Here is a 15,881-nt window from a genome sequence, read left to right as displayed (position 1 = left end):
GTGGAGAAACGGGCAAGGCCGGGCGTCGCGTTGTATGCGAAGCCCGGCCTTGTCACCTGCAGGTCAATGCGAATGCCGTGGATTGCCGCGCTCGGCAATCACCTTCAGATAAAGCGTCGCCGGTTCCAGGCAGCCGCCGGTCGAAAGCTGGCCGACCGTCTTGCGGTACAGCTCCTGCCACGGCGTTTGCGCGGCCGGAATCTCGAACTGCACGGTTTCGCGGCGTCGCGCGAGTTCCGCTTCGTCGACCAGAACGTTGACGCTGCGCGAATTCAGATCGACACGGATGCGGTCATTCGTGCGCAACAGCGCGAGGCCGCCGCCCACCGCCGCTTCCGGCGACATGTTCAGAATCGACGGGCTCGCGGACGTGCCGCTCTGCCGGCCGTCGCCCAGCGTGGGCAGCGACGTGATGCCCTGGCGCACCAGCGCAGCCGGCGGCGCCATGTTGACGACCTCGGCACTGCCCGGATAGCCGACCGTGCCCGTGCCGCGAATCACGAGGATGCAATGCTCGTCGATTTCGAGGGCCGGGTCGTTGATGCGCGCGTGATAGTCCTCCGGGCCGTCGAACACGATCGCGCGTGCTTCGAAGGTGTTTTCCGCACCTGGCTCGCTCAGATAGGTCTTGCGGAACGCATCGCCGACTACCGACATCTTCATGATCGCGCTGTCGAAGAAGTTGCCCGACAGCACCATGAAGCCCGCGCCGTGCTTCAGCGGATCGTCGGTCGTCTTGATGACCTCGCGATCCGGCGCCGGCGCGGCGGCCGCGATTTCGCCCATCGTGCGGCCCGACACCGTCAGACATTCCTCGTGCACGAGGCCGGCTTTCGCGAGCTCGTGCATCACGGCCGGCACGCCGCCCGCGCGATGGAAGCTCTCGCCGAGATACTCACCCGCGGGCATGCAGTTGACGATCAGCGGCACCTGCTCGCCGACGCGCTGCCAGTCGTCGAGACTCAGCTCGACGCCCATGTGCCGCGCGATCGCGATCAGATGCGGCGGGCAGTTGGTCGACGCGCCGAGCGCCGATGCGACGACGATCGCGTTTTCGAACGCTTCTTTCGTCATGATCTTCGACGGCCGCACGTCGTCGCGCACGAGATCGACGATGCGCTTGCCGGTCGCGTAGGCCATCTGGCCGCGCTCGCGGTAAGCGGCCGGAATGCTCGCGCAGCCGGGCAGCGACATGCCGAGCGCTTCGGCGAGGCTGTTCATCGACAGCGCGGTGCCCATCGTGTTGCAGTGACCGATCGACGGCGACGATGCGGTGGTCAGCTCCATGAAGCCTTCATAGTCGATCTCGCCGGCCGCGAGCAGATTGCGCGCATGCCAGATCACGGTGCCCGAGCCGACGCGCTTGCCGTCGTGCCAGCCGTCGAGCATCGGACCGCCGGACAGCACGATCGCCGGCATGTCGACGGTGGCCGCGGCCATCAGGCACGCGGGCGTGGTCTTGTCGCAGCCGGTGGTCAGCACGACGCCGTCGAGCGGAAAGCCGTGCAGGATTTCGACGAGCCCCAGATACGCGAGGTTGCGGTCCAGCGCGGCGGTCGGCCGGCGGCTCTGCTCGGCGAGCGGATGCACCGGAAACTCCATCGGAATGCCACCCGCGTCGCGAATGCCGGCTTTCGTGCGCGCCGCGAGTTCGATGTGATGGCGATTGCACGGCGCGAGATCACTGCCCGTCTGCGCGATGCCGATGATCGGCCGGCCCGACTGCAGCTCTTCGCGCGTCAGACCGTAGTTCATGAAACGCTCGACGTACAGTGCCGTCATATCCGCATGCGAGGGATCGTCGAACCATTCCTGGCTGCGCAGCCGGCGCGGGGTGGATGCTGACATGATGCGTATCTCTCTGTCTGGGTGAGGGTTGCTTATCGTGCTTACGCGTGCTCTGCGTGTTTCTGCGCCCGCGCCGTCTCGCGGCCCGGCACGCTGTCTTCATTCGACGTGGCCCGCGTCAGCATCGTGCGCGGCACGAGCAGGATCAGCACGCAGCTGACCAGCAGACACGCACCGAGTGCGTAGGTGCCGTTGTTGATGTCGCCGGTCAGGTTTTTGGCCACGGCGGTGATCATCGAACCGGTAAAGCCGGACAGATTGCCGATCGCGTTGATCATCGCGATGCCGGCCGCCGCCGCGGCGCCCGACAGCAGCTGTCCCGGGAACGTCCAGTAAATCGGCATCAATGCGAGGATGCCGGCGGTCGCGATCGTCAGAAACGTGATCGCCCACACCACATGATGCGCCAAAGCCGCGCTCATGATCAGACCGAGTCCGCCGATCAGCGCCGGAATCGCCGCATGCAGACGCCGCTCGCCGGTTTTCTTCGAATGCGCGGCGTTCGCGAGCGTCGCGATGATCGCCACGCCATACGGGATCGCGGTCAACAGGCCGATGTGCAGCGGGTCCTGCACGCCGGTCGCCTTGATGATCGACGGCAGCCAGAACGCGAGGCCGTAGAAGCCGGTATTGAACGTGAGCAAAATCGCGACCAGCAGCCAGACACGCGGATCGCGCACCGCCGAGCCGAAGCGCGCGGTCTTGTGCGCGCTCTCGCGCTGCAGATTCGCCGCGAGCAGGCTCTTTTCCTGCGGCGTGAGCCAGCGCGCGCGCTCGATGCCGTCGTCGAGCGAAAAGTACACGACGAACGCGGTCAGCAGCGACGGCACGCCCTCGATCAGCAGCATCCATTGCCAGCCCTGATAGCCGAGCAGGCCCGCCGTATGGTCCATCAGCCAGCCCGACACGACGCCGCCGAGCATCAGGCTGACCGGCATCGCGATCAGAAAGCCCGACATCACGCGGCTTTGACGCTGTGCCGGAAACCAGAAGTTCAGGTACAGAATCACGCCGGGGAAGAAGCCGGCCTCGCAGAGCCCGAGCAGGAAGCGCAGGATGTAGAACATCGTCGCGGTTTCGACGTGCGCGAGCTGCGCGAGCGGCTGGACGAACGCGAGCGCCATCGACACGAGCCCCCACGTGAACATGATCCGCGCGATCCAGAAACGCGCGCCGTAGCGATGCAGGAACACATTGCTGGGCACTTCGAAGATGAAATAGCCCCAGAAAAACACGCTCGCGCCGATCGCGTACATCGTGTCGGACAGGCCGAGATCGTCGAGCATCTGCAGCTTCGCGAAGCCGACGTTTACGCGATCGAGATACGCAACCACATAGCACAGCAACAGTATCGGCAGCAGCCGGCGCACGACCTTGCGATAGGTCCTTTCCTCGAACTCGTCGACGCGCGCGGCAGGCGCGGCGATGGCGGACGGTACAGCGGTCATTCGTTTCTCCATCAGCGTGTTTTTGTGGGGAAATGCGGTTGCCGGTAAAGTTACCGGTAACATTTCTGGCTGTGGATGTTACGCCCGGCTTACCGTCCGGACAACCAAGGGATATCCCTGATCTGTCTGGTTAAGGGTAGTTGGGCGCGTTCGCGTCATGCGAATTCAGCGACGCGCCCTTTTACGCGCTATCGCGCGAAATCACCGTGAAATCGATCTTCACCGCCTTCCTGCGATGCACGTCGCCCGCTTCGCGATCGGCGAGCGCCGCGAGCAGCGTCTCGCCGGCGCGCAGGCCGATGCCGTAAGCATCGACCGATACCGTCGTGATGCTCGGCTGACAGCACCACGACACCTCGAAATTGCCGAAGCCGGCAACCGCGATGTCGCCCGGCACCGACAGCCCGCGCCGATGGCACTCCATGATCGCGCCGAACGCCGACATGTCGCTCACGCACATCACGGCTTCGGTATCGGGCCAAGTGTCCAGCAAGGCGCTGATCGCCGGCGCGCCGTGGCTCATCGTGATCGGCGAATCGCCGAGCCGGATCACGCGCGGCTCGCCGAGGCCCAGCGCCTTGACTTCGGCGACGTAGCCGCGCATCCGGTCGTGCCCGCGCCGGTCGCGCTCGCTGGCGCCCGCGATAAAGCCGATCCGGCGATAACCGCGCTCGTGCAGATGCCGAACCATCGCGCGCGCCGCCGCCGAGTTCGAAAAGCCGACGACCGTATCGATCGGATCGCTGGGCAAATCCCACATTTCGACGACCGGAATGCCGGCGCGCTGCAACAGCATGCGCGTCGCGTCGGTGTGCCGGCCGCCCGTCAATGCGACGCAGCGCGGCTGGTGGCGCAGCATCGAGCGCACCAGCAGTTCTTCCTGTTCCAGCAGGTAGTCCGTATCGCCGAGCAGCAGCTGCAGACCATGCGGATTCAGTGCGGCATTCAGGCCGCGCACGGTGTCGGAGAAGTTCGAGCTCGACAGCGACGGCACCAGCACCGCGACGAACTCCGAGCGGCCCGACGACAGCGCGCCCGCTGCCGCATCGGCGACGTAACCGAGTTCGTCGATGACTTTCTGCACGCGTTCGCGGGTCGCTTGCGACACGTTGCGGCCTGCGAGCACGCGCGACACGGTCATCTTCGAGACGCCCGCGCGTTCGGCAACATCGGACATGCGGGGCGGGACTGGCGGCCTGGACGTCATGATAGGAATCGGGGCGGATGCGCGGAAGTCATGGAACGCACATGATAACGGGCCACTCCTTGCGGAGCGACCAGGCAACGTCAGGGTTGCGTATTGCGGCTCGTCCTGTCGCTGTGTTTTGTCGCTTTAACGCTCGAATCCCACCGAGCAGCGAGCCTGAACCTGCCCCGCCACCGGTGCGCGGAAAGAGAACAGCCCGCCCGCCTGCGGCTGATGCTGCCGCTCGACGGCAGTCAGCCCCTTCCATGCGGTCGACACATAGACGGTTTGCAGATCCTCGCCACCGAACGCGAGTTTCGTCACGTTCGCGCACGGCAACGGCACCTGATCGACCAGTTCGCCCGCCGGCGAGTAACGCTCGATCCGCCAGCCGCCGAACAGCGCGATCCACACGAAGCCGTCGGCATCGACCGCCATGCCGTCGGGATGACCGTCGCCCGAGATCGCGGCGAAGATGCGCTTGCCCGACAGCGTGCCGTCCGCGGCGACGTCGAACGCATAGACCACGCGGCGCACCGTGTCGTTGTGATACAGCGTGCGGCCGTCCGGGCTCATCGCCGGGCCGTTCGTGATCACGTAGTCGTCGTCCTGCGCGATCGCCGCGCCTCGCTCGTTCACGCGATACAGCGTGCCGCTCGGCGCCTCTTCGGCGTCGTCCATCGAGCCGAACCACAAGCGCCCTTGGGCATCGACGAAACCGTCGTTCAGGCGGTTGCCCGGCAGATGCGGTTCGACGTCGACGAGCTTGCTGAACTCCCCGCTCGCCGGATCGAAGCGATGCAGGCCGCCCGGCAGCCCGCATACGAACGTGCCGTCAGCGAGCGGCGCCAGAAAACCGGGCTGATCGGGCGCCTGCCACGTTCGCTGCTCGCCGCTCGCGACGCACAGCCGATGAATCCGGCGCCCCTTGATATCGACGAAATACACGGCGTTCTCGGCGGCCTGCCACAGCGGCCCTTCGGCCAGCTCGGCGCCGACCGCCCATACGCACACAGGTACCGGCATGCTCATTCTCCGTACCACCCTGCGTCGACGAAGTAATCGCGGCCGGAGCACCGCGACGCGTCGTCGGACGCGAGGAACAGCGCCATGCGCGCGACGTGCTCGGGCTCGATGCGCAGTTGCAGACACTGACTCGCGACGACCTTCGCTTCGCTCTCCGCCGATTGCCACAGCTGCATTTGCCGGGGAGTCTTCACCGCACCCGGGATGATGCAGTTCACGCGGATGCCCGCGCCGCCGAGATCGCGCGCGAGACCCCGTGTGAGCCCTTCGATGCCGGCTTTCGCGGTCATATAGATCGCGAGGTTCGGCAGCGCGAGATGCCACGACACCGAGCCCAGATTCAGGATCACGCCGCGCCCCGCGCGACGCATGCCGTTCGCGGCGGCCTGCGCGCAGAAGAACTGGTGGCGCAGATTCACCGCGATACGGTCGTCCCAGTAGCTCGCGGTGAGCTCGCCGATTTCGTGCCGGTCGTCATTGCCGGCGTTGTTGACTAGCACGTCGATCGGCCCCGCCTCTTCGACGATTGCCGCAAACGTGCTTTCGATTGCGTCGACATTTTTCAGGTCGCAGCGGCGGAACAGCGGCGGATGCTTCGCGTGGCGAAGCGTTTCCTGCAACGCGAGCGAATCGTGCTCGGCGACGTCGAGGAAGAACACGCGCGCGCCTTGCTGCGCGAAAGCCTCGACGATCGCGGCGCCGATCCCGCTGCCGCCGCCGGTGACGACGATGGTTTTGTCCGCCAGGCTTGGATAGGTTGCGTACGACATCAGATTTTCCACTTGTAACGAGTAGGACCACACACGGGGCGGCACTCGCCGTCCCGACCCGCCGCTTAGGCCACGATCTCGACTTCGCTCAGCATGCGCCAGTTGCGCTCGAGCGTTCTCGTCGCGGAGCCCGCGACCGCGACCGTGCCGCTCAGATGAATGTCGCGGCTCGAACTGCCGACGAGCAGATCGAAATCACCGGGCTCGACGATACGCTCGCCGCGCGCGTCGGTGAAGTTCAGCATGTCGACCGGCAGCTTCACGCGCACACGCGCCGAGGCACCGGCCGCGAGCGGCACGCGCGCGAACGCCTTCAGTTCGCGCACCGGCCGCGCGACCGACGCGTGGCGGTCCCGCACGTAGATCTGCACGATCTCGGTGCCGTCGCGGGCACCGATGTTGTCGAGCGTGAAGCTCAGCTCGATCGTACCGTCTTCGATCGGCACCTCGCTGTGCGCGAGCGCGAGATCGCCGTAACGGAACTGCGTATAGCCGAGACCGAAACCGAACGGATAGCGGCATCCGAAATGGTAGGCAATCGGCGTTCCAGCGCTCTTCAGACGATGGTTATATACGTACGGCACGGCGCCCGCGCTCTTCGGCACCGACAGCGGCAGACGGCCGCTGAAATTGGCGCGGCCCACCAGCAGATCGGCCAGCGCTTCGGCGCCGCGCTCGCCCGGCGCGAACGCCATGATCTGCGCGGCGATGCGCTCTTCGAGGCCGCCGAGATTGTACGGACGGCCGCCCGTCATCACGACGACGGTTGGCGTGCCGCTGTCGACCACCGCCTGCAGCAACGCCTGCTGCACGCCCGGCAGGTCGAGGCTGTCGGTATCGGAGCCTTCGCCGACCGTGCCGGACTGGAACAGGCCCGCCAGATCGCCGACGAACACCAGCGCGACGCCCGCTTGCCGCGCGGCTTCGACCGCCGCCGCGATGCCGTCGGTGTCCTTGCTGATCAGCTCGTCGCAATGCGCGTCGCCGGTCAGATCGAGCGACACGTCGCCCGGGAACACCGGCGCGCCCGCGCGGCGTTCCTTGATGATGTCGCAGCCCTGCGCGTGAATCACGCGCTCGTTGCCGAGCAACGCGCGCAGCGAGCGCAGCGGCGTCGCGATCGACGCAGTGGACTGCTCGCCGCTGTTGATCAGATGCACCGGGAAGCTGTAGCCGGCGAGGAGCGCGAGCGGATCGTCGGCGGTCGGGCCGATCACCGCGATTTTGTCGGCGCCGTTCGGGGCGAGCGGCAGCACGTCGCCCTGATTGCGCAGCAGCACCGCCGATTCGAGCGCGACCTGATACGCGGTATCGCCCGCTGTGGCGCTCTTCACGTCGACGCGTTCGGGATCGACATATGGATTCTCGAACAGGCCAAGCTGGAATTTCACGCGCAGCACGCGCGAGACGGCAGTGTCGATCGTCGCTTCGGTGATCTCGTCGCGCTCGAGCGCTTCCTTCAGATGCACCGCGCACTCATGGCCCGGCAGCTCGACGTCGAGGCCGGAGTTGAATGCGAGGGCCGCGGCCGACGCGCTGTCGCGCGCCACCGCATGGTGGCTGTAAAGCAGGTCCACGCCCGCGTAATCCGCGACGACGAGACCGTCGAAGCCCCACTTCTCGCGCAGCGTGTCGTGCAGCAGCGCGCGATCGCCATGGCAGGGCACGCCGTCGACGTCGTGATACGCGGGCATCACCGAGCCCGCGTTCGCGAGCTTCACGGCCATTTCGAACGGCAGCATGAACACGTCGTTGAGCTCACGCGGACCGACATGCACCGGCGCATGATTACGGCCGCCTTCGCTCGCCGAATGACCGACGAAATGCTTGAGCGTCGCGAGCAGATCGCGCTGTTCGCCTTGCAGGCCCTTCACGTAGTGGCATGCGAGCACGCCGACCAGATACGGGTCTTCGCCGAGCGTCTCCTCGGTGCGGCCCCAGCGCGGATCGCGCGACACGTCGAGCACCGGCGCGAGCCCCTGGTGACAACCGATCGAACGCGCCTGCTCGCCGATGATCGTGCCCACTTCGCCGACCAGCCGCGGATTCCACGTCGCCGCATAGTTCAACGGCGACGGGAACAGCGTCGCGTCCTTGATCATCAGGCCGACGAGGCACTCCTCGTGCGCCATCACCGGAATGCCGAGACGCGTGTCTTCGACCATCTTGCGCTGCAGTTCGTTGAGCGCTCGCACGCCTTCCTTCGGATCGACCGTATGCGTGCCGAGCGGACGCGTGATCTGGCCGAGGCCGTACTGCAGGATCTCGTCGACCGTGATCTGGTTGGCACTCTGCGCGAAATCGATGCTACGCGCCTTGTGATGGCCATCGGCCGACAGCACCAGCCAAGCGGCATGAAGCTGCGCGATCTTTTCGTCGAGTGTCATGCGCGCGAGCAGATCGGCCACGCGCTCTTCCACGGCTGCGGCGGGATTGCGGTAGAGCGGCACCTCACTTTGGCGAAGCAACATCGAAAACTCCTTTTATTTATCCTGGTGTACGAAGCGCAAGAAGCGCCGACAAATCCGTTGTTTCTGACAAGCGTGCGGCAGGGCGTTGCTTCGGCCGGGAGCCATCCCGTTCCATTTCAGATATCTTTCCGTACTTCGCAGTCCTGCTAATCAATCAAACGCGGCCGCGACTCGAAATTCGCGGTGTTTGATCGGCTGCGGGTCGTTCGTTGCGTCTAGCGATGCGGTGCTGTGCGCCCGCGCTTGCCTGCGTCGTGCAAGCAAGCGCGGTCACAAGCGGATCAGTGCAGACGCGGCAGCGCGAAATCGTTGTCGTCGAATACGTGGCATGCATGCGGTGCGAACGCCAGCTCGACGCGTTCGTCGTGATTGACGCCACCGTCGCCGGGTAGTTTGGCGATCATCGTGTTGCCCTCGCGCACGCCACCGTCCACGTGCACGTAGCTGTGCTCGCCCATCCGTTCGACCAGACGCACGGCGCAGCGAATCGTCTGCACGCCGGGCTGCGCCGACGGCAAGGCGAGGTGCTCCGGCCGGACGCCGAGCGTGACCTGCGAGCCGACGCGCTGCCTGCGGCCGTCGACCTCGGCGCGCACGCGCTCGCCCGTGGTCAGCTCGACCTGAATGCCCTTTTCGTCGACCGCGAGGACCGTGGCCGGCATGAAGTTCATCTTCGGCGAACCGATGAAGCCCGCGACGAAGCGGCTCTTCGGCCGGTGATACAGATCGAGCGGCGCGCCGATCTGCGCGATGCTGCCGTGTTTTTCCATGTCTGCGCCGGCGTGCAGCAGCACGATCTTGTCGGCGAGCGCCATCGCTTCGATCTGGTCGTGCGTGACATACACCGCGCTCGCGCGGTTGAACTCGCGATGCAAACGGGCGATTTCGGTCCGCGTCTGCACCCGCAGCGCGGCATCGAGATTCGACAGCGGCTCGTCGAACAGGAACACGCCCGGCTCGCGCACGATCGCGCGGCCGATCGCGACGCGCTGGCGCTGACCGCCGGACAGCGCAGCGGGGCGGCGCTCGAGGTAGCTGTCGAGTTGCAGCGCGGCAGCGGCGCTGCGCACCTTCTTGTCGATGATGGCCTTATCGACTTTCGCCTGACGCAGACCGAATGCCATGTTCTCGTACACGCTCATATGCGGATACAGCGCGTAGTTCTGGAACACCATCGCAACCTGGCGCTTCGCGGGTTCGACGTTGTTCATGAGTTCACCGTCGATGCGCAGTTCGCCGTCGGTGATCGATTCGAGGCCGGCAATCATGCGCAGCAGCGTGGACTTGCCGCAGCCCGACGGCCCGAGGAACACGCAGAATTCATCCTTGCCGACTTCGAGGTTGGCGTCGCGGATCACCGAGTTACCGCTCGCATAGGACTTCTGTACGTTAGTGAGAGAGATGCTTGCCATGTCGTCTTTGCGAAGTTCGGTGTGCGAGCCACTGCGGCCCACACGATTCGAGGTTGTGTGCGATGCGGATCAGCCCTTGAGCGAGCCAGCCATCATCCCCTTGATCACGCGCTCCTGACCGAACGCATAGGCAACGATCAGCGGCAGCGAAGTGAGTACGAGGACGGACAACATCGACGGAATGTTCGACGCGTATTGCCCCATGAAGTCCCAAATCGCGAGCGGCAGCGTACGGTGCTCGGCTGTCGAGGTGAGCATGTACGCGAAGATGAACTCGTTCCACAGACCAATGCCGTTGAAGATCGTCACAGTGGCGAGCCCCGGTGCCGAAAGCGGGAAGAAAATCCGCCAGAAGATGCGGAACGGACTGCAGCCGTCGAGCTGCGCCGCTTCTTCGAGCTCGCGCGGAATCTGGCGCATGAACTCGGTCAGGATGAAGATCGACACCGGCAGACTGAGCGCCACATACGGGCCGAGCAGCGCGAACGCGGTGTCGTAGAGACCGAGGTTGCGCGTGAGCAGATAGATCGGCACGAGCGTCGCATGCAGCGGCACGATCATGCCGGCGACCACCAGACCGAACAGCGTCTTGTTCAGTGAGAAGCGCAAGCGCGCAAACACGTAGGCCGCCATAGCACTGATGATGACGATCAGCAGCACCGACACGCCCACAGTGAACACGCTGTTACGGAAATAAGTGAAGAACGGCCCCTGCAGCACAGCCGCGTAATTGCCCCAATACAGGTGGCTCGGCGGCGCCCACACGGACGTCGCGAAAGTCTCCTCCTGGCTCTTCAGGCTCGACGCGACCATGAAGAGAAACGGAATCGTCGTGACGGCCAGCCAGATCAGTGCCAGCAAAGGAATCCCGACGCGGGGGAAGCGTAGTTTCTTGTTCATGGTTCAGACCTCGGTTGCATAACGGCGGGTGAAGTACATCGACACCGCCGCCACCGTGATGACGATAAGGAACATCGCCGAGCCGATGGTGCTGCCGTAGCCGAGTTGGAACGAACTAAACACCGTGCGATACATGTAGGTGGCCATCACCTCGGACGAACCTTCGGGGCCGCCTCCGGTCATGACGAAGACGAGATCGAAGTAACGCAGCGAGCCGAGCACGGACAGCAGCACCGCCGTGCGCACCGTGCCTTGCAGATGCGGCAGCTTGATGCGCCAGAAAATGGTCCACTCGGATGCGCCGTCGAGCAGCGCAGCCTCGTTGACCTCGGCCGGCATCGACGAGAGCCCGGCGAGGAACAGAATCATGTAGAAAGGCGCGTTCTGCCAGATGATCACGGCAATCGTCGCACCCAGCGAAAAATGCGGGTCGCCCAGCCAGTCCTTCGCGAGGCCATCGAGCCCGAATGCCTGCAGCGCGACGTTGACCGGACCGAAATTCGGATCGTAGATCTGCTTGAACAGCACGCCGATCGCCACGCTCGACATCAGCAGCGGCAGGAAATACAGAACCTTCAGCAAGCGCGAGCCGCGGCCGGCCTTTTCCAGCAGCACGGCTAGCGCGAGCGCGATCGGAAGCTGGATGACGATCGAGGCGACAGCAAGAATCACGTTGTTCCGCAGCGATTGCCAGAACACCATGTCGTGCGCGAGCCGCTCCCAGTTCGCGAGTCCGATATAACGGGCAGTGTTGCCGAGGCCGTTCCAGTCGAGCAGCGACAGCCGCAGGCTGGAGACGAGCGGATAAAGCAGGAACACGGCCAGCAGCAGCAGCGACGGCGCAAGAAACACCACCGTGACGAGCGTTTGCGATGAGAATCTCAACCGGCGTTCGGGAGTAGCGGTAATTGCAATATTCACGGGCTTGTATGCCGACCGGCACCTCGCGGTGCCGGCCGGACTTTTCTTTAAGACTGGAGATGATTAACCGCCCTTCTTCGAAGCGGCTTCCATTTGCTGCGCAGCAGCTTCAGGCGTCAGCGACAGGCCGAACAGTGCCTGCGTCGTGTCCTTGTGCAGCTCACCGAGGGCCGGCGGCAGTGCCTGGTCGTACCAGAGCTGCACGCTCGGAGCCGCGGCAAGCAGTTTCTGCAGACGCTGCGTGAACGGATCGTCAATCTTGACGTTATTGACCGGCGGGAGCTTGTGGTCATCCGACGCGCGAGCCTGCATCGCCTGTTCGTCGGTCAATGCCTGGATCAGCTTGAACGCTGCGTCCGGCGACTTGCACTCGGCTGAGATGCTGAGGAAGCCATCGCCGACCGTGCCGATCAGGTCACGCGGATCGCCCTTGCCACCCGGCACGCTCGGGAACGGGAAGAAGTCGAGATCCTTCGAGAACGCCGGATTTTCGTTGGCGATCGTCGAAGCTTCCCAGGCACCCATCAGCTCCATGGCAGCCTTGCCCGTGTACAGCAGACGGCGCGAAGCGCCCGAGTCGTAATCAAGACCGTTGATGCCCGGTGCGAACGCGCCAGCCTTCACCAGTTCCTGAATGCGCTTGCCGGCTTCGACGAAGGCCGGATCTTCGAAGCCCTTGCCCTTGCCTTCGATCGCGTCCTTCACGACTTGCGGACCGCCGATACGGTCGACGAGGTACATGTAGTACATCGATCCGGTCCACTTGTTCTTGTTCGCGAGCGAGAACGCCGCGACGTTGTGCGACTTCAGCACCTCGACGACGTGCATCAGTTCATCCCACGTCTTCGGCGGCGTGATGCCGTACTTCTTGAAGACTTCCTTGTTGTAGAAGATCACCGCGGCCGCCGCGTTTTCAGCAGCGACACCGTAGGTCTTGCCGTCGAACGTCGTGACATCCCACGACGATTGCATGAAACGGTTGCGATACGACGGATCCTTGCTCAGGTACGGCGTCAGGTCGGCGATCTGGCCGGACTTCACGTACTCGTGCAGGCCGCCGCCGCCCCAGTTCTCGAACACGCACGGCGGCTGATTCGCGCCGAAAGCGACCTTCAGCTTCGTCTTGTACGCTTCGTTCAGCACGTGCGAATTCTCGACCTTGTAGCCCGGAACCGCCTTTTCGAATCGATCCGACGCGTCGCGAATGATCTTGCTCGACGACGCATTGGTCTGCTGGTCCCATACCGTGATCGTCTTGGAGTCCGCCGCTACGGCGTTCGAAACAACTGCAGACAACGAAAACAGCAGCGCCGTCGCGCCGATGATGGACCGCGCTTTAAACAACGCCGGGTACGCCATGTGTGTGTCCCCTCTTCTGGATTTTTAAGAAACCGCTGAAACGTTAACGTTAGCCTTAACGTTAGTGAATGTTAGGTCGATGTGGTAAGTAAGGCTATGCGGGATTTTACCTGGTCTCGGTCGGGCTGCGACGCAAACACCTGTATAAGATTGATTGATTGTGGGAAAGCGGAAATAAAAAGGGTTCTGCTAGAATAGCGACTACATAAACGGTATCGCTAACGCGATTAGCGAGTCGACCCATCCAATGACCTCTCGCACAGCTCCGACCCGCATGGCAAGACAAACCCCCACGCTTGAGCACGTCGCCAAGCTTGCCGGGGTGTCCCAGATGACCGCATCGCGCGCTCTGAACGGCCGTCCTGGCGTGTCGCGCGAAACCCGTGACGAAGTACTGAGAATCGCGTCGGACATCGGTTACGTCGTCAACCGCACCGCGCAGAAACTGTCGGGGGGCCGCAATGGCATCATCGGCATCATCACGCCGACGCTCGACACGCAATTCTCCAGCGAACTGATTCTCGGCGCGGGCCGCGCGGCGCGTGGCGCCGGCTGCGAGATGCTGGTCTACACGGTGTTCGACGAAGATCGTCATACGCATCACGACCTGCTCGGGCTGATCCAGCAATTCTCCGACGGCATCCTCGCGATTCTTCCGCGCGAGTCGCTGTGCCTCGAGGCGCTCGCCACCGCGAAGGTGCCGGTCGTCGTCGTCGATCAGCGCGGCACGCTGACGGGCTTCCCGTCGGTGTCGGTCGACAACTACGGCGGCGCCTGTCTCGCGGTCGAACACCTAGCGGAGCTCGGTCACAAGCGCATCGCGTTTCTGGCCGGCGACGAAACGATCGAAGGTGTGCGCGACCGGCAACGCGGTTATCACGACACGCTGGCTCGCCTCGGCCTGCCGCGTGAAGACTCGCTGGTCGCCGCGGGCGACCTGTCGCAAATGATGGCGTTCGACGTCACGTTCGACCTGCTGAACCTCGCCGAGCCCCCCACCGCGATCTTCACGGCCAACGACCAGAGCGCGTTCGGCGTAATCGCCGCAATTCGCGAAGCCGGCCTGCGCGTGCCGGACGACATCTCGGTGATCGGCTTCGACGACATCCCGATGTCCGAGCAGTTTCACCCCGCGCTCACCACGATCCGTCAACCGTTCCAGCAAATGGCGCGCTCGGCGGTCAACACGCTGCTCGCGCAAATCGCCGGGATCGACGCCGCTTCGCAGCGCATCACGCTGCCGGCGGAACTGGTGGTGCGCGATTCCACCGGCCCTGTGCGCACCAAGCAGCGCCGCGGCCGTCACCAGATCGTTTCGACGTAAGTCGAAGCGCGCACCTTCGCATCCGAAGTCACGAGCGCGCCGCCATGCGTGCGCGCGGTCGCGACGATCAGGCGTTGATGCAAGCTGAGCGATGGCGGCAGCGTGGCCGCGCGAAACGCGATTTCCGTGTCGACCGGAATCATCCGCACGCCGTCTAGCGACAGAAACGTCGACATCCAGCTGCGCGCGTCCATCGACAGCCCGAGACTGCCGACCTTCACGAACTCCGCGATTTCGAACGCGCTGATCGCCGAGATCAGGATCTCGCCGCCGGCGAGCTCCCGATCGATCGCATCGTGCGCGGCCTGGCTCAGCGCTTTCTGCCTGCCGAGCCAGCACACGAGCGCAAGCGTGTCGAGCGTGATCATTACTCTTCCTGGTCGGCCGTGACAGGCTGCAACGCGTGCTTCAGATTGAAGTGCGTAATCGACGCGCGCAGCAGCTCGAGCGGATTTTCCTGCTTGCTGCGATACGGCCGAATTTCGATGGTGGGTTGCCCGCGGTCGGTGACGACCACGGTTTCGCCCAATGCCTCGACCTGGCGGAACAGCTCGCAGGCCCGGGACTTGAAGATGGCTTTAGATACTCGTTTTTCCATGACGCTCTCCACCCAGCAAAATTCCAACGGTTATTTTTTGCGCCGGGCCGGCGCGCCCGCATGCGAACGCGCGCGATGCGTGGCCCGACATTCTTTTTCAACCTTGCTCTCAGGCACTACTTTCCAACCTACTGCCAGGAGCTCCCTCGAACTCCCGTCCAACCCGCGGCGACGATTACCGTGACCGCGACACCGCCCGCACCGGTCGCGCCAATCCGTGCGCGCAACCGCTGCGCTTTCAGCTAATCAATACGTTTTAAGCAGACCGTTTCGGCCACACAAGGGTCGTGCCGGATAGCACCGCGGCGCGTCTCGGGTTTCAATGTCTGCTCCGTGTTTTAGCTCTTCGAATAGATGCAAACGTCTTGAACGTTACCCTTAACGTTAGCGGATGTTAATGGCACACATTCGCCGCCGCCATGCGGAGTTAACCTAAGCTCCGAACCACTATCCGGGACCACCCGACCCGACCCTCAAAGCCACGCCCAGCAAGGAGGAAGCTCCGCGCAAGGCATAGACAGCAAATCGTAATATTTGATGCGAACCGACTAACGAGATCCCTGCTTGCGTCTCACTCTTCGTCATCCGATGCCGGGGGCCTCGATGAAGGCTCCGCAT

General features: G+C 64.1%; 13 protein-coding genes. 1 reads left to right on the top strand and 12 read right to left on the bottom strand.

The window, feature by feature from the left end; translation table 11 throughout:
- Nucleotides 1–63: 63 nt before the first annotated feature.
- From VSR82_RS20835 to VSR82_RS20790, 10 genes are all read right to left on the bottom strand, one after another.
- Nucleotides 64–1,848: an IlvD/Edd family dehydratase gene (locus tag VSR82_RS20835; RefSeq protein ID WP_368582648.1), complete on the bottom strand. Its 1,785-nt coding sequence runs from the start codon at nucleotides 1,846–1,848 to the stop codon at nucleotides 64–66.
- A gap of 41 nt (nucleotides 1,849–1,889) precedes the next feature.
- A complete protein-coding gene (locus VSR82_RS20830) occupies nucleotides 1,890–3,296 on the bottom strand; it encodes an MFS transporter (protein ID WP_368582647.1) in 1,407 nt (468 codons plus the stop codon).
- 181 nt (nucleotides 3,297–3,477) lie between these two features.
- A complete protein-coding gene (locus tag VSR82_RS20825) occupies nucleotides 3,478–4,473 on the bottom strand; it encodes a LacI family DNA-binding transcriptional regulator (protein WP_429462975.1) in 996 nt (331 codons plus the stop codon).
- A gap of 156 nt (nucleotides 4,474–4,629) precedes the next feature.
- Nucleotides 4,630–5,514 carry an SMP-30/gluconolactonase/LRE family protein gene (locus VSR82_RS20820; protein WP_368582645.1) on the bottom strand — a complete coding sequence of 295 codons (885 nt, stop codon included), beginning with the start codon at nucleotides 5,512–5,514 and terminating at the stop codon, nucleotides 4,630–4,632.
- A complete protein-coding gene (xylB, locus tag VSR82_RS20815) occupies nucleotides 5,511–6,278 on the bottom strand; it encodes a D-xylose 1-dehydrogenase (RefSeq protein WP_410851604.1) in 768 nt (255 codons plus the stop codon). The genes VSR82_RS20820 and xylB overlap by 4 nt, the downstream gene beginning before the upstream one ends.
- Nucleotides 6,279–6,343: 65 nt before the next feature.
- Complete coding sequence (locus VSR82_RS20810; RefSeq protein WP_429462976.1) at nucleotides 6,344–8,749, bottom strand: glycoside hydrolase family 3 N-terminal domain-containing protein; 2,406 nt, start codon at nucleotides 8,747–8,749, stop codon at nucleotides 6,344–6,346.
- 281 nt (nucleotides 8,750–9,030) lie between these two features.
- A complete protein-coding gene (locus VSR82_RS20805; protein WP_498858027.1) occupies nucleotides 9,031–10,161 on the bottom strand; it encodes an ABC transporter ATP-binding protein in 1,131 nt (376 codons plus the stop codon).
- A gap of 69 nt (nucleotides 10,162–10,230) precedes the next feature.
- Entirely contained in the window at nucleotides 10,231–11,061 is an 831-nt protein-coding gene (locus tag VSR82_RS20800; RefSeq protein WP_176111587.1) for a carbohydrate ABC transporter permease, read from the bottom strand.
- A gap of 3 nt (nucleotides 11,062–11,064) precedes the next feature.
- Complete coding sequence (locus tag VSR82_RS20795; protein ID WP_217710295.1) at nucleotides 11,065–11,946, bottom strand: carbohydrate ABC transporter permease; 882 nt, start codon at nucleotides 11,944–11,946, stop codon at nucleotides 11,065–11,067.
- A 99-nt stretch (nucleotides 11,947–12,045) separates the two neighbouring features.
- Entirely contained in the window at nucleotides 12,046–13,341 is a 1,296-nt protein-coding gene (locus tag VSR82_RS20790) for an extracellular solute-binding protein (RefSeq protein ID WP_368582641.1), read from the bottom strand.
- A gap of 247 nt (nucleotides 13,342–13,588) precedes the next feature.
- Here VSR82_RS20790 and VSR82_RS20785 point away from each other — a divergent pair, with 247 nt between their 5' ends.
- Nucleotides 13,589–14,665, top strand: a complete 1,077-nt coding sequence (locus tag VSR82_RS20785; protein ID WP_309234952.1) for a LacI family DNA-binding transcriptional regulator — start codon at nucleotides 13,589–13,591, stop codon at nucleotides 14,663–14,665.
- On the opposite strand, the gene VSR82_RS20780 is transcribed toward VSR82_RS20785, so the two are convergent.
- Both VSR82_RS20780 and VSR82_RS20775 read right to left on the bottom strand, forming a co-directional pair.
- Nucleotides 14,644–15,033, bottom strand: coding sequence for a type II toxin-antitoxin system VapC family toxin (locus tag VSR82_RS20780; protein ID WP_018433686.1), 390 nt, complete (start codon nucleotides 15,031–15,033; stop codon nucleotides 14,644–14,646). The genes VSR82_RS20785 and VSR82_RS20780 overlap by 22 nt on opposite strands.
- Nucleotides 15,033–15,263, bottom strand: a complete 231-nt coding sequence (locus VSR82_RS20775) for a type II toxin-antitoxin system Phd/YefM family antitoxin (RefSeq protein ID WP_013093946.1) — start codon at nucleotides 15,261–15,263, stop codon at nucleotides 15,033–15,035. The genes VSR82_RS20780 and VSR82_RS20775 overlap by 1 nt, the downstream gene beginning before the upstream one ends.
- Between the last annotated feature and the right edge of the window lie 618 nt (nucleotides 15,264–15,881).

Source organism: Burkholderia sp. JPY481, from assembly GCF_038900515.1.
Taxonomy (GTDB): Bacteria; Pseudomonadota; Gammaproteobacteria; order Burkholderiales; family Burkholderiaceae; genus Paraburkholderia; species Paraburkholderia youngii.
The sequence above is the reverse complement of the archived record's forward strand: the minus strand, read 5'-3'. Positions and strand labels throughout refer to the sequence as shown.